This window comes from Micromonospora sp. DT44 (genome assembly GCF_049841635.1).
Classification (GTDB): domain Bacteria; phylum Actinomycetota; class Actinomycetes; order Mycobacteriales; family Micromonosporaceae; genus Micromonospora.
Map to the genome: position 1 here is coordinate 45,287 of NZ_JBNCKS010000026.1, position 12,707 is coordinate 57,993.

At 70.7% G+C, this 12,707-nt stretch carries 15 protein-coding genes; 12 read left to right on the plus strand and 3 right to left on the minus strand.

The features are described 5' to 3' along the window. Positions 1-6: 6 nt before the first annotated feature. Entirely contained in the window at positions 7-294 is a 288-nt protein-coding gene (locus ACLQ25_RS16780; RefSeq protein ID WP_425731802.1) for a DUF2795 domain-containing protein, read from the minus strand. A gap of 159 nt (positions 295-453) precedes the next feature. Here ACLQ25_RS16780 and ACLQ25_RS16785 point away from each other — a divergent pair, with 159 nt between their 5' ends. The 7 genes from ACLQ25_RS16785 (at position 454) to ACLQ25_RS16815 (ending at position 5,855) form a co-directional block, all read left to right on the plus strand. After that, positions 454-864 carry a DUF2267 domain-containing protein gene (locus ACLQ25_RS16785; RefSeq protein ID WP_425731803.1) on the plus strand — a complete coding sequence of 137 codons (411 nt, stop codon included), beginning with the start codon at positions 454-456 and terminating at the stop codon, positions 862-864. Between the two features lie 207 nt (positions 865-1,071). Beyond that, a complete protein-coding gene (locus ACLQ25_RS16790; RefSeq protein ID WP_425731804.1) occupies positions 1,072-2,094 on the plus strand; it encodes a TerC/Alx family metal homeostasis membrane protein in 1,023 nt (340 codons plus the stop codon). A gap of 76 nt (positions 2,095-2,170) precedes the next feature. Next, the gene (locus ACLQ25_RS16795; protein WP_425731805.1) at positions 2,171-2,770 is read left to right on the plus strand and encodes a sulfite oxidase-like oxidoreductase; all 600 of its coding nucleotides are present in this window, start codon (positions 2,171-2,173) and stop codon (positions 2,768-2,770) included. Positions 2,771-2,777: 7 nt separating this feature from the next. Continuing rightward, positions 2,778-3,542: a ferredoxin reductase gene (locus tag ACLQ25_RS16800; protein ID WP_425731844.1), complete on the plus strand. Its 765-nt coding sequence runs from the start codon at positions 2,778-2,780 to the stop codon at positions 3,540-3,542. 39 nt (positions 3,543-3,581) lie between these two features. Then, a complete protein-coding gene (locus ACLQ25_RS16805; protein WP_396799493.1) occupies positions 3,582-3,875 on the plus strand; it encodes a DUF6510 family protein in 294 nt (97 codons plus the stop codon). A 166-nt stretch (positions 3,876-4,041) separates the two neighbouring features. Beyond that, on the plus strand, positions 4,042-5,217 hold the full coding sequence (locus tag ACLQ25_RS16810) for an alginate lyase family protein (RefSeq protein ID WP_425731806.1): 1,176 nt from the start codon (positions 4,042-4,044) through the stop codon (positions 5,215-5,217). A 134-nt stretch (positions 5,218-5,351) separates the two neighbouring features. After that, complete coding sequence (locus tag ACLQ25_RS16815; protein WP_425731807.1) at positions 5,352-5,855, plus strand: hypothetical protein; 504 nt, start codon at positions 5,352-5,354, stop codon at positions 5,853-5,855. Here ACLQ25_RS16815 and ACLQ25_RS16820 read toward each other — a convergent pair. After that, positions 5,774-6,703 carry an alpha/beta hydrolase gene (locus ACLQ25_RS16820; protein ID WP_425731808.1) on the minus strand — a complete coding sequence of 310 codons (930 nt, stop codon included), beginning with the start codon at positions 6,701-6,703 and terminating at the stop codon, positions 5,774-5,776. The genes ACLQ25_RS16815 and ACLQ25_RS16820 overlap by 82 nt on opposite strands. A 95-nt stretch (positions 6,704-6,798) precedes the next feature. Continuing rightward, the gene (locus ACLQ25_RS16825) at positions 6,799-7,092 is read right to left on the minus strand and encodes a hypothetical protein (RefSeq protein WP_425731809.1); all 294 of its coding nucleotides are present in this window, start codon (positions 7,090-7,092) and stop codon (positions 6,799-6,801) included. 223 nt (positions 7,093-7,315) lie between these two features. On the opposite strand from ACLQ25_RS16825, the gene ACLQ25_RS16830 reads away from it, so the two are divergent. The 5 genes from ACLQ25_RS16830 (at position 7,316) to ACLQ25_RS16850 (ending at position 12,665) form a co-directional block, all read left to right on the plus strand. Further along, positions 7,316-8,101 carry a helix-turn-helix domain-containing protein gene (locus ACLQ25_RS16830; RefSeq protein ID WP_425731810.1) on the plus strand — a complete coding sequence of 262 codons (786 nt, stop codon included), beginning with the start codon at positions 7,316-7,318 and terminating at the stop codon, positions 8,099-8,101. Then, positions 8,092-8,280, plus strand: a complete 189-nt coding sequence (locus ACLQ25_RS16835; protein ID WP_425731811.1) for a DUF397 domain-containing protein — start codon at positions 8,092-8,094, stop codon at positions 8,278-8,280. The genes ACLQ25_RS16830 and ACLQ25_RS16835 overlap by 10 nt, the downstream gene beginning before the upstream one ends. Positions 8,281-8,566: 286 nt before the next feature. Further along, a complete protein-coding gene (locus ACLQ25_RS16840; protein ID WP_425731812.1) occupies positions 8,567-9,283 on the plus strand; it encodes a VOC family protein in 717 nt (238 codons plus the stop codon). An 82-nt stretch (positions 9,284-9,365) separates the two neighbouring features. After that, positions 9,366-9,947: a GNAT family N-acetyltransferase gene (locus tag ACLQ25_RS16845; protein ID WP_425731813.1), complete on the plus strand. Its 582-nt coding sequence runs from the start codon at positions 9,366-9,368 to the stop codon at positions 9,945-9,947. 564 nt (positions 9,948-10,511) lie between these two features. Further along, positions 10,512-12,665 (plus strand): glycogen debranching N-terminal domain-containing protein, encoded by a 2,154-nt coding sequence (locus ACLQ25_RS16850; protein WP_425731814.1) that lies wholly within the window; start codon positions 10,512-10,514, stop codon positions 12,663-12,665. Positions 12,666-12,707: the final 42 nt, after the last annotated feature.

Consider the following 12,707-nt stretch of genomic DNA (forward strand, 5'->3'; position numbering starts at 1 on the left):
GCGCGGTCAGATGCCGCGCAGATGCTGCGACACACGGTTGTGCTTCTTGTCCCGGGCCTGCGCGGCGCGTTGGGCCGTCGCGTGTTGCGCCGGGCCCACCTCGGGGGCGGCCTCGATGCCGGCCGAGCGGGCCACCTCGGTGCCGTTGGCATAGTCGACCGGCGGCAGGGCGCGCAGCGCCTTGAGCACGTCCGGCGGGGCGCCTTCGCGTTCGGCCTCGCGGATCACGTCGTCCTTCTCGGCCGGGTAGTCCAGGCTCGACAGGTACTGCAGGACGTCCGCGTAGCTCGCCATGTCTGGGGCTCCCTCGGGGCATGGATTGGTCGCGTCCGGCGGCGGTTACCCGTCCGCCGCCGGGTCACGCCCGGGTCGGTCCGGGAAATCCGGCGTCGTTTCCACCGGGGTGCCGCGGGTACCCGCAGGCGCCGCAGACACCGTTCGAGGGAGTACGCGATGAACTACGACACCTTCGTCGACCAGGTTTCCCAGCGCACCCGTACGTCGTCGGAGCAGGCCGTCGAGCTGACCCGGGCGGTGCTGGAGACGTTCGCCGAGCGGCTGACCGGTGGCGAGGTGCTGGACCTGGCGGCGCAGTTGCCGCAGCCGCTGCAACTGGTGCTCAAGCCGAGTCCGAGCACCGAGCAGGCGGACCGCTTCGGGGCGGCCGAGTTCGTGGCGCGCGTGGCGTTGCGGGCGCGGGTCGAGGAGCCGGCGGCGCGGGACGCCGTCCGGTCGGTGTTCACCACTCTGCGCGAGGCGATCACGGGCGGCGAGTTCGACGACGTGGCGACGCAGTTGCCGCGCGACTACCGGGACCTCGTGGAGCAGGCGATGGCACCCGGCGCGACGCTGCGCCGCGCCTGAGAACGGGCCACACAGCGGTTGGCCAGGGCAACCATCGACGTCCGGCTTGGCGTGTCGATTCAGCCTGGCCTAACCTTGTCGTACGAGGGGAGTACTTCCCACGAACCATTCCGGTCAGTACGGCACGCCCGGCGTGCCTCGGGTGGTTGCCCATCAGGTGATGGGTGAAGGAGACCTCGAACATGACACGGTGTTCGAGGAGACCCCATGACCGAATTGTCCCCCTTGGCCGCGGCGAGTGACCTGACGTCGATCGGTACGCCCACCCTCTGGGCGGTGACGATCGCCGGCGTGCTGCTCCTGCTGGTGCTGGACTTCCTGGTGACGCGTAAGCCGCACGAGGTGTCCATGCGGGAGGCGATCGGCTGGTCGACCTTCTACATCGCCCTGCCGCTGGCCTTCGGTGGCTGGCTCTGGGCCCGCTACGGCTCCCAGCAGGGCGTCGAATACCTGACCGGTTACCTCGTCGAGAAGTCGCTCTCGGTCGACAACCTCTTCGTCTTCATGCTGTTGCTGGCCGCGTTCGCGGTGCCGGCCGTGCTGGCCCAGCGGGTGCTGCTCTACGGCATCGCGGGCGCCCTGGTGCTGCGGGCGATCTTCATCGCCCTCGGCGCGGCGGCCCTGCAGACCCTCGACTTCGCGTTCCTGCTCTTCGCGATCATCCTCATCGCCACCGCGGTGAAGCTCCTGCGCGACGCCCTCTCCGGGCACGAGCAGGAGGTCGACATCAACAAGATGCGCTCGGTGAAGCTGCTGCGCAAGGTCATGCCGGTGGTCGACGACTACCACGGCACCCGGATGACCGTCCGGGAGGGCGCACGGCGTGCGCTCACCCCGTTCGCCCTGGTGGTGGTCGCGGTGCTCGCCACCGACATCGTCTTCGCCGTCGACTCGGTGCCGGCGGTCTACGGCATCACCGAGGACCCGTACCTGGTCTTCGCCACCAACGCCTTCGCCCTGCTCGGCCTGCGGGCGCTCTACTTCGTCCTGCACGCGGCGCTGAGCCGGCTGGTGCACCTCAGCTACGGCCTGGCGATCATCCTGGCGTTCATCGGGCTCAAGCTGGGTCTGCACTGGGCGCACGGCATCTGGGAGAGCGTGCCGCAGATCCCCACCCTGGCCTCGCTCGGCGTGATCATCGGTGTGCTGGTGGTGGTCACCCTGACCAGCCTGCGCGCCACCCGGGACGGCACGCCCGCCGACCGCGAGGTCGTGACCGAACGGCACTGACCGCGCCGCGCCGGGCCGAGAAGGGGGTACGCGGGAAAGCTCCCGCCCCGGCCGGCCCGGGTGGTACGACTGTGCAATGGGAATCGTGTCACCGGGCTTCCAGGGTCGGCCCCGATCACAGGAGCCGGCCCTGCCGCCCGGTCAGTACCTGACCGAGGACTTCCCGGTGCTCTCGGCCGGCCCGACACCCCGGGTCTCCCTGGACACCTGGGAGTTCGTCATCGCCGCCGAGAACGGCGCCGAGTACCGGTGGTCGTGGCAGGAGTTGATGGCGCTTCCGCAGGAGACGCCGACCGTCGACATCCACTGCGTCACCCACTGGTCGAAGCTCGGCACCACCTGGACGGGCGTCTCCCTGGACACCCTGCTCGACGGTGTGGACACTGGCGCGCACTTCGCGCTCGCCCACTCCTACGGCGGTTACACCACGAACGTGCCCCTGGACGACCTGCGCGGCGGCCGGGCGTGGGTGGCGCACACCTTCGACGGCGCGCCGCTGCCGGCCGAGCACGGCGGGCCGGCCCGGCTGCTCGTGCCGCACCTGTACTTCTGGAAGTCCGCCAAGTGGGTGCGCGGCATCCGGCTCAAGACGATGGACGAGCCGGGTTTCTGGGAGACCGCCGGGTACCACGACTACGGCGACCCGTGGCGCGAGCAGCGGTACCAGGGTGACTGAGCGGGCCGTGGCGACGGGCACGCCGGCCCGCGCGCCGATCAAGTGGCAGGTGGCCCGGCTGGTGGAGCGCCGGGTGGAGACGCCGTCCGCGCAGACGCTGGTCCTGGAGGTGCCCGACTGGCCGGGGCACCTGCCCGGCCAGCACGTCGACGTGCGCCTGACCGCCCCGGACGGCTACCAGGCCGCCCGGTCGTACTCGATCGCCGGGCCGGTCGTGGACGGGCCCGGCGGCCCGCGCATCGAGGTGACCGTCCAGCGGGTCCACGACGGCGAGGTGTCCCCGTACCTCATCGATGTCTTCGCCGCCGGCGACCCGGTGGAGATCCGCGGACCGCTCGGTGGGTGGTTCATCTGGCGTCCGGAGCAGACCGATCCGGTGCAGCTCGTGGCCGGCGGCTCCGGGATCGTCCCGCTGATGGCGATGATCCGGGCGCGGCGGGAGATCGGCAGCAAGGTGCCGTTCCGGCTGATCTACTCGGTCCGGACAACGCAGGACGTGATCTACGCCGACGAGCTGCGCCGCCGGGGCCGCGACGACTTCGGCCTGGACGTGGCGTACGTCTACACGCGCGAGGCCCCCGACGGGTGGCGCGGCGAGCCGCACCGGGTCGGCCTGGCCGACGTCAACACCCATGGCTGGCCACCGGATCTGCAACCGCTCACGTACGTCTGCGGTCCGACCGGGTTCGTGGAGGCCGTGGCCGACCTGCTGGTGGGGCTGGGCCATCAGTCGCGGCGGATCAGGACCGAACGCTTCGGCCCCACCGGCTGAGAGCGCGCCCGCCGCTCACCGTCTTGTCGAGGAGATCCGATGACCAACATGTCCTACCTGGACGGCAACATGCTCGACGGTCCACTGCGCGAGCTGTTCGCCGTTGACCTGAGCACCGCGATGGGCCGCTGCGAGAACTGCGGGATGACCGGCTCGATGGCCAGCCTGCACGTCTACTCGCACGCCCCGGGTCTGGTCGGCCGCTGCCCGTCCTGCGAGTCGGTGATGGTGCGGCTGGTACGCGGGCCGGACCGGGCCTGGCTGGACATGCGCGGCGTTACCTACCTCCAGGTGCCGATGCCGATGGAGCAGGCACTTCCCGAGCCGCTCTGACGGGGCAGCTCGGCGGGGGCGAGCGCTGGAAAGTGGATAAATACTTGATTTTCCATAGTCTTGAATTTATCAATGTCTTCTTGCTCGCTTTCCCGGTATGGGGTCAGATGTCCGTCAACTGTTAAGACAGTTGACTATTCCTCCACCCGTACTGAGGAGAGCCCCCATGCGCTGTCGACGCGTACTCCTGGCGGTGGTCATCGCGCTCGCCGCCGGCGCGGTGACCACCACCGCACCCCCGAGCGCCCAGGCCGCCCCGGCCACCTTCACCCATCCCGGTGTGCTGGTCAGCCGGCCGCAGCTCGACTTCGTCAAGGCGAAGGTGCAGGCTGGCGAGCAGCCGTGGCGCGACGCCTACAACCAGATGATGGGCAGCCGGTACGCCTCGCTGTCCCGGGTCCCCGCGCCCCGCGCGACCGTCGAGTGCGGTCAGACCTCCAACCCGAACTACGGCTGCACCGACGAGCGCGAGGACGCCATCGCCGCGTACACCGACGCGCTGGCCTGGTACATCACCGGCAACTCGGCGTACGCGCAGAAGTCGATCGCCCTGATGGACGCCTGGTCCGCCACGATCCAGCGGCACACCAACGCCAACGCCCCGTTGCAGACCGGCTGGGCGGGATCGGTGTGGCCGCGCGCCGCCGAGATCATCCGGTACACGTACGGCAACTGGCCCAACCAGGCGCGGTTCGCCACCATGCTGCGCACCGTCTACCTGCCCGTGGTCATCGCCGGTGACTCCCGCACCAGCAACTGGGACCTGACCCTCGCCGAGGCGGCGATCGGCATCTCGATCTTCCTGGAGGACCGCACGTCGTACGACCGGGCGCTCGCCCGGTTCCGGGCCGCCGCCGCCGCGTCCATCTACATCGCCGCGGACGGGGTCCGACCCCTGTACCCGCCGGCCACCAGCGTCGACACGCCTGCCGAACTCGTCCCCCGCTGGCACGGCCAGGCCACCTACGCCGACGGCCACGCACAGGAGACCTGCCGCGACTGGGTCCACACCGGCTACAGCCTCTCGGCCATTTCGCACGTCGCCGAGACCACCCGCATCCAGGGCGGCGACCTCTACCCGGAGCTTCAGGACCGGCTGCGCCACGCGCTCGGCTTCCACACCAAGTTCGAGAACGGCACCGCCGTGCCGTCGAGCGTGTGCGGCGGCTCGGTCGTCCTCGGCCTCGGCCCGATCACCGAGGTCGGCTTCAACGCGCTGCACAACCGGATGGGCATCGGCATGGCCAACACCCAGAGTTACACCGAGCGTAAGCGTCCCCAGGGCACGAACAACCTCTTTGTGGCCTGGGAGACCCTGACCCACGCCAACAACCCGGCGTAGGCCCGCGGTTCAGCCCTTGATCGACTCTGTTTCGCTGATGTCGGGGTGTCGAGGTGCCCCGGACACCCCTACATCAGCGAAACAGAGTCGATCAGGGTGCTCCTCGTGTTGGGGCCACGCGGCAGACTGGCCGGGTGGGCACCGTTCGGTGGCGAGGCGTTCCGGCGCGGGTCCGGCTGGTCGTGTCGGCGGCCGTGCTGGTCTTCGCGTACGGCGGCGTGGTGCACGTACTCCAGCTGTTCGTCCCCGGTCTCCGGCCGCAGCTCGCCCTGCCCGGCTGGCTCGCGGTCTACTTCGCGTCCCTGACCCTGTGGGATCCGTTGGCGGCGCTGCTGCTGGCGGCCCGCCGGTCGGCGGGGCTCGCGCTGGGCTGCGCCGTGCTGGTGACGGACGCCGCCGCCAACGGGTACGCCAACTACGTGCTCGACCCGGCCGGTGGCGTCACCCCGGGCCGGATCGGGCAGGCCGTCATCACCGTTCTCGCCCTCGCGCTCGTCGCCCTCACCCCGTGGCTGGCCCGCTGGTTCGTACGCTGGGCCGGTCCCGGCGCGTGCCGCTACGTCGGCCTGAGGTCGGCCTCGGCGACGACGGCGAGTACGGCGTCCACCACCGCCTCGGGCTGCTCCTTGTGGATGTAATGGCCGCTGTCGGGCACCGCGTGGTGGACGCCACGTGGGAAGAGCGCGGCCGTCCGGTCGGCGAGCTCGCGGGAGCGCTGGTGCAGGGCGGCCGGCTTGCCCCGCGTCGACGTGAGGATCCGCATCGGCACGTCGGGCACCGCCGACGTGGCACGCGCGGCACGGACCTCCCGGGCGCAGGTGTTGGCGAGGCGGTTCTCCGCGCGGATGGTCGCGACCTGGCCGTACGTGCCATAGCTGGCCAGGTACGCGGCGGTGACCAGCTCCTGGGTACCGGGGTCGTCGGTGCAGCGTCGCCCGAGTTCGCGGCCCATGTTCACGGCGATCCGGTTGAAGAGCCCGATCGCCTTGAGCAGCGGAAGGGCGTTGAGGACGAGGTTCGACGAGACCCGCAGAGCCAACGGCACCTCGGTCGTGGTGTCCTCGTGGAACGGGTCGACGAGAACCACGCCTCGGGTCCGGTCGGGCCGGGCGAGCGCCGCCAGTTCGGCGAGCAGTCCGCCCCAACTGTGCCCGACCAGCACGGCGGGCCCGACGTGATCGAGGAGTGCCACGAGGTCACGTACCTGGGAGTCCAGGGTCAGTCGCGCGACGGGGTCGCTGACGCCCAGGCCGGCGCGGTCGTAGGCGACGACGCGCGACCTCTCGGCCAGCGCCGGCAGGACGACTGCCCAGTCCAGTCCCACCTCGCCCGCTCCGGACACCAGGATGACGGCGGGTTCGGCGCTACCGGTCTCGACCCACCCCAGTCGCCGGCCGGACTCGCGGCTCAGGTGCTGACGGGTGACAGCACCCGGCACCAGGCGCGACAGAGCGGTGACGACCTGATCCTGCGCCCCCGTGTCCACCAGACCTCCCCGTCGCCGTCCCCGTTGGTCGACGTCAGGCTGTGGACAGTACAAAGCCGTCACAACGTCGGCGGTGCTCAGGAGGCCCCGGTGGTTCAGTCCGGCGCGATGAGCGGGCGGCGGTACGGGGTCCAGCCGACGAACCGCGCGAACAGGGCCTGCGGCGCGGGCGCGTCGTCGGGATTGAGCCGGTAGAGGTCGCGGATTGCCTCGTGCAGTTGCCCGCACAGGTAGATCGACAGGCCGATCAGGTCGTGTTCGTGTTCGGCCTTGAGCACCAGCCGGGCAGTCGGGCAGGGCCACGGGCCACCGCATGCCCGGCAACACCACATCGGACGCAGCGGCGTGTGCGGTGGTGTGCCGGTCGGTACGGGCGGTGAGGTCACCATGAATCACGCTCCTTTACCGGTAGGGGAGGGGCCGCCGCGGTACGGGGGTTCGCGGCGGCCCCTCGTTCGGTTCCGCCCGTCGGTCCGGCCGGGCCGGGCGGTTCCGCTACGTGACAGTCTGCTGATCGGGCCGCTACTGTCGGAAGGCGCGCGAGCCCCACCAGCGCCGATGTACGTGTCAGACGCCCCCGGTGTGCAGAGGTGTGCAGTGGATCGTTTGCCCATGCTGGAGTTGTTCGCCGGCGAGCTGCGTCGGCTGCGGACGGTCGCCGGTCTGTCCCAGGAGGCGCTGAGCGAACGGATCAACTATTCGGCGTCGCTCGTCGCGGCCGTCGAGCAGTGCCGGCGTCCGCCCCGGCTGGAGTTCACCGAGCGCAGCGACCGCGTGTTGGACGCTGACGGCCTGCTGCTGCGCATCCGCGAGACGATGATCCGCGAGTCGGTGATGCCGTGGTTCCGGGAGTGGGTGACGATCGAGCAGGACTCCACCGCGCTGCGCTCGTTCCAGCCGTTGGTGCTGCCGGGGCTGCTGCAGACCGAGGGCTATGCGCGGGCGCTGCACCAGGGTGCCAGCCCTTTGCTGGGTGATGAGATGGAGCAGCAGGTCGCTGCCCGGATGCAGCGTCAGGGGATTCTCTCTCGCGAGAAGCCGCCTCTGTTCGTCGCCGTGCTCGACGACACTATCCTGGAACGGCCCGTGGGTGGACCGGCCGTGATGCGCGAGCAACTACAGCACCTGCTTGAGGTCGGTCGGCGGCCACGGGTGCACCTGCACCTCGTACCGCGCAGTGTGGGCGCCTATCCCGGCCTCAACGGGGCTTTCGTGATCGCCACGCCGGCCGACGGGGAGGACGTGGCCTACCTGGACAATCCTCTACAGGGGACGGTGGTCGAGCGCACCGCCGACGTACTATCGCTGCGGCAGTCGTGGGAATCGGTACGGGCCGAGGCGTTGTCGCACGGGCAGACCCTCGACGTGATCACGGAGGCGGCAGCGGCATGGACCTGACCGGCGCGATCTGGCACAAGAGCACCCGCAGCAGCGGCAACTCCGGCGACTGCGTGGAGGTCGCGGGCAACCTGCCGGGCCTGGTGGGAGTCCGCGACAGCAAGGACCCGAGCGGCCCGGCGCTGGTCGTCACCCCGGCGGCCTGGCGGGCCTTCGTCACCTTCGTCAAACGCCACTGACCCGTAGGCCGACGCCCGCCGGCTCGGGGGGCTACGTGATCGACTCCGTTTCGCCGATGTCGGGGTGTCCGAGCGCCTGGGACCCCCCGACATCGACGATGTCGAGTGGATCATCCCGGCGGCGTCGTCCCGCCTCATTCCGGCGTCGTCCCGCCTCGTGGATCATCCCGGCGTCGGCGTCGCTCGGCGTCGATTAATCGGGTGCGTGTGGCCTCTGGCGGCTCGTAGGCTTCCGGTCCCGGCCCGACTGGGCCTCGACCTCCCCGGATCGGAGCTGAGCGCGACGATGGCCAGTGACCTGTTCGCCGTGTGTTTCGGTGCCAACGACCCCCTCGTCGTCGCGCGCTTCTGGTCGCAGATCCTCGGCCGGGATCTGGTCGACGACCCCCGCGACGGCACGCTGGTGCTGCCCGACGACAAGACCGGCTTCCGGCTGCGCTTTCCCGCGATCCCCGAGCCGAAGGTCCTGCAGAACCGGGGGCACATCGAGCTGACCAGCGAGTCGCTGGAGCACCAGCAGCAGACGATCGACCGCGCCCTGGAGTTGGGCGCGCGGCACGTCGACGTCGGCCAGCTCCCGGAGGAGAGCCACGTGGTGCTCGCCGATCCCGAGGGGAACGAGTTCTGCGTCCTCGGCCCGGGCAACAAGTTCCTCGCCGGCTGCGGCTTCCTCGGGGACGTGTCCTGCGACGGGTCACAGGCCGTCGGCTACTTCTGGAGCGAGGCCCTCGGCTGGCCGCTCGTCTGGGACCAGGACGAGGAGACCGCCGTCCAGTCGCCCCTGGGCGGCTCGAAGATCACCTGGGGAGGTCCGCCCCTGATGCCTCGGGGTGACCGGGACCGGGTGACCCTGGACCTCGCGGTCAGCGGTGACGGCGACCGGCAGGCGGAGGTCGACCGGCTGCTCTCCCTCGGCGCCACCCTCGTCGACGCCGACCAGGCGGGCGCGGTGGTGCTGGCCGATCCCGACGGTACCCACTTCCGGCTGCTGACGCCCCGCTAGGCCGTCCCCGGCGGGGCGTGCGGCCGGTACGAACGGCGGGCCGGTTGGACAACTGTCGCGCCGGTCGTCAGAGTGGTCCGCCGTGAGATACCTGCGCAGCGGTGGTCCCGCCGCGATCCGGCGACCCCGGCCGACCGACGTCGACGAGTTCGTGGCGGCCGTGCGACGGAGTCGGGACCTGCACCATCCGTGGCTGGCCGCGCCGGAAACGCCCGAGGAGTACGACCGTTACCTTGCCCGGATCCGACGTCGGGACAGCGCCGGCTACCTGATCTGCGACCGGGCCAGCGGAGCGATCGCCGGCTACGTGAACATCAGCGGAATCGTGCTCGGCGCGCTGCGCGGCGGGTACCTGGGGTACGCGGCGTTCGAACCGTACAGCGGCACCGGCCACGCCTCGGCGGGCATCGCCCTGGTGATCGACCACGCGTTCACGAGCGTCGGACTGCACCGGTTGGAGGCGAACATCCAGCCCGGCAACGAGCCGTCCCGGCGGGTGGCCCGCAAGCTCGGCTTCCGCCTGGAGGGCTTCTCCCCGGACTACCTGTTCATCGACGGCGCCTGGCGCGACCACGAACGCTGGGCCATAACAGCCCCCACCCTCCCACCCCCACCCCACCCGCGTGATCATGAAGTTAGCGTCACGACACGCCGAGCCGGGTGACGATAACTTCATGATCAACGGGGCGAGGGCGAGGGCGAGGGCGAGGGCGAGGCCGGGACAGGATCGGGGCGGGCCCGGAGGGGGTTAGGCGCCGGGGCGGGGGAAGGCTGCCGGGCTGCGGAGGCCCGCTCGGTTGACCGCGCGGATGCCGAAGAAGACGTTGTCCTTGGACAGGTCGATGCGACCTCGGTGACGTCACCGACCCCGATCACCCGCTGCCACTCGGCGGCCGTGGTCTCCCGCCACACCACCTCGTAGCCGGCGAGGTCCGGCTCGTCGCCGCGCTGCCAGCGCAGCGTGGTGTTGTTGGTCAGGTGGGTGGTCACGATGATGGCGCTCTTGGGCCTACCGGGGGCCTGGGTCAGAGACCACAGCGGGGCGCCGTTCACCCGTGCCGTGCGGCGGGTTGGCCTCGTGGGCGCTCGCCGATGTCGTCTGATCCCATTCCGGCATCCTGCCCATTGATAATGGCGTTTGTCCATATCGTTAGGTGTGGATGGTGCAGGCGCTTTCACCAGATTCGGGTGATGACACCCCGTGGCCGCCGTTCCTACGGTGGGTGTCATGGCTGTCGTACGCGCGACCCCCGCCAACCCGACCGTGGGCGTGGCTCCCGGAACGGGGGAGAGTGGCGACCAGCGGGCGATGCCGCCCGAGTTGGGCCCCGACTCGCTCGCCGTGCTCAGCGGCCCCACGTTCCTGTACTCCGACGCGCGCGGCGACGTGCCTCCGGGCAGCATCGGCGGGCTCGTGCACCTGGACACCCGCCTGATCAGCGGTTGGACCCTCACCGTCAATGGTGGTCAGCTGCTGGTGTTGCGGGCCCGGACAATCGAGCATTACTCCGCGCAGTATGTGCTCACCAATCCGGAGCTGCCCGGGCTGGCGCCGAACGGTCTCGCCATCCGGCGGTTGCGCTACGTCGGCGACGGCTTCCACGAGCGTCTGGAGGTGGTGTCGTACCAGCCCGAGCCGGTGCGGGTGCAGCTGCGCCTCGCCGTCGACGTGGACTTCGCCGACCTGTTCGAGGTCAAGTCCGTGGTCCGGGACCGCTCCGCGCAGATCGTCCGCGGCCACGCGGCCGACGGGTCCGAGCTGTGCTTCTCCTACCGCAACGGAGACTTCACCGCCGAGACCCGGGTGCGGTGCGCGACCCCGGCGGACCGGATCGAGGGGAACGATCTGGTCTGGGACCTGCACCTGCGTCCGCGCGAGGACTGGCTGGTGGACCTGCACGTGCCGCTGGCGCCGGGCCTTGGCGTGGTCGAGCCGGTGCGCGGCGACATCATCGACGTCCTCCAGGGCCGGGCCGAAGACCCGCTGCGCCGGTGGACCGAGGACCGGGCCATGCTGCGCAGCCACAGCCAGGCGCTGGAGTGCACCATCCGTCAGTCCCGCGACGACCTGGCGGCGCTGCGGCTCGACCTGGAGATCAAGGGTCAGCGGATCCTGCTGCCCGGCGCGGGACTGCCCTGGTTCCTCACCGTCTTCGGGCGGGACACGCTGATCACCGCGTACCAGACGTTGGTGGCCGGGCCGGCGCTGGCGAAGGGGGCGCTGCTCGCGCTCGCCCGACTGCAGGGCGAGGCCTGTGACGACTTCACCGACGAGGAGCCTGGCAAGATCCTGCACGAGGCCCGCAGCGGCGAGCTGACCCGTACCGGCCAGAAGCCGTACGGCCCCTACTACGGCACCGCCGACGCCACGCAGCTCTGGCTGATCCTGCTGTCGGAGTACTGGCGGTGGACCCGCGACGACGAGACCGTCCGGCACCTGCGCGACAACGCGTTGGCCGCCCTGCGGTGGATCGACGAGTACGGCGACCGCGACGGCGACGGCTTCGTGGAGTACGCCACCCGGTCCCCGGAAGGGCTGGGCAACCAGTGCTGGCGGGACTCGCCGGACGGCGTCTGCTTCGCCGACGGGCGTATCCCGGTGCTGCCGCTGGCAACCGCCGACGTTCAGGGCTACACCTTCGACGCGAAGGTGCGGCTGGCCGAGCTGTTCGACGGCCCGCTGGGCGACCCCACCCTGGCGGCACGGCTGCGCGACGAGGCCGGCACCCTGTACGAGCGGTTCAACCGGGACTTCTGGATCGACGATCGGGGTGGCTACTACGCGGTGGCCCTCGACGGCGACAAGAACGTGGTCGACTCCAAGACGTCCAGCATGGGTCACCTGCTGTGGAGCGGGATCGTGCCGCCGGGGCGGGCGGATGCGGTGGTGCGCCAGCTCATGTCGCCCGCCATGTTCTCCGGCTGGGGCATCCGGACGCTGTCGGCCGAGGAACGCCTCTACCGGCCCCTCGGCTACCACTTGGGCACGGTCTGGCCGCACGACAACTCGCTGATCGCCCTCGGCCTGGCCCGCTACGGCTACCGGGCGGAGGCGAACCGGATCAGTCTGACGATGATCGACGCGGCCGAGCAGTTCGGCCACCGGCTGCCCGAGGCGCTCAGCGGGTCCGACCGGCAACGGCTGCTGTTCGCCATCCCGTATCCCACCGCGTGCAGCCCACAGGCGTGGGCGGCCGGAGCGCCGCTGGCGTTGGTCCGCGCGATGCTGGGGCTCAACCCGGTCGAGGGTCGGCTCGTGCTCGACCCGGCGGTTCCACCGGAGATCGGCCGGATCTCGGCGAACCGGGTGCGGGCCTTCGGTCAGGAGTGGGGTGTGGAGGCGACGGGCGCCAGCGGTCACGTCTGGATCGAGCGGAGCTGACCGCGCGCCTGCGCTTCGACGTTTGTCCTGGGCTGCGACGGG

Excerpts from the sequence above, each read along its gene's own strand:
- ACLQ25_RS16780 (WP_425731802.1), bottom strand. The coding sequence starts at position 294 with ATGGCGAGCTACGCGGACGTCCTGCAGTACCTGTCGAGCCTGGACTAC.
- ACLQ25_RS16785 (WP_425731803.1), top strand. The coding sequence starts at position 454 with ATGAACTACGACACCTTCGTCGACCAGGTTTCCCAGCGCACCCGTACG.
- ACLQ25_RS16790 (WP_425731804.1), top strand. The coding sequence starts at position 1,072 with ATGACCGAATTGTCCCCCTTGGCCGCGGCGAGTGACCTGACGTCGATC.
- ACLQ25_RS16795 (WP_425731805.1), top strand. The coding sequence starts at position 2,171 with ATGGGAATCGTGTCACCGGGCTTCCAGGGTCGGCCCCGATCACAGGAG.
- ACLQ25_RS16805 (WP_396799493.1), top strand. The coding sequence starts at position 3,582 with ATGACCAACATGTCCTACCTGGACGGCAACATGCTCGACGGTCCACTG.
- ACLQ25_RS16810 (WP_425731806.1), top strand. The coding sequence starts at position 4,042 with ATGCGCTGTCGACGCGTACTCCTGGCGGTGGTCATCGCGCTCGCCGCC.
- ACLQ25_RS16825 (WP_425731809.1), bottom strand. The coding sequence starts at position 7,092 with ATGGTGACCTCACCGCCCGTACCGACCGGCACACCACCGCACACGCCG.
- ACLQ25_RS16830 (WP_425731810.1), top strand. The coding sequence starts at position 7,316 with ATGCTGGAGTTGTTCGCCGGCGAGCTGCGTCGGCTGCGGACGGTCGCC.
- ACLQ25_RS16835 (WP_425731811.1), top strand. The coding sequence starts at position 8,092 with ATGGACCTGACCGGCGCGATCTGGCACAAGAGCACCCGCAGCAGCGGC.
- ACLQ25_RS16840 (WP_425731812.1), top strand. The coding sequence starts at position 8,567 with ATGGCCAGTGACCTGTTCGCCGTGTGTTTCGGTGCCAACGACCCCCTC.
- ACLQ25_RS16850 (WP_425731814.1), top strand. The coding sequence starts at position 10,512 with ATGGCTGTCGTACGCGCGACCCCCGCCAACCCGACCGTGGGCGTGGCT.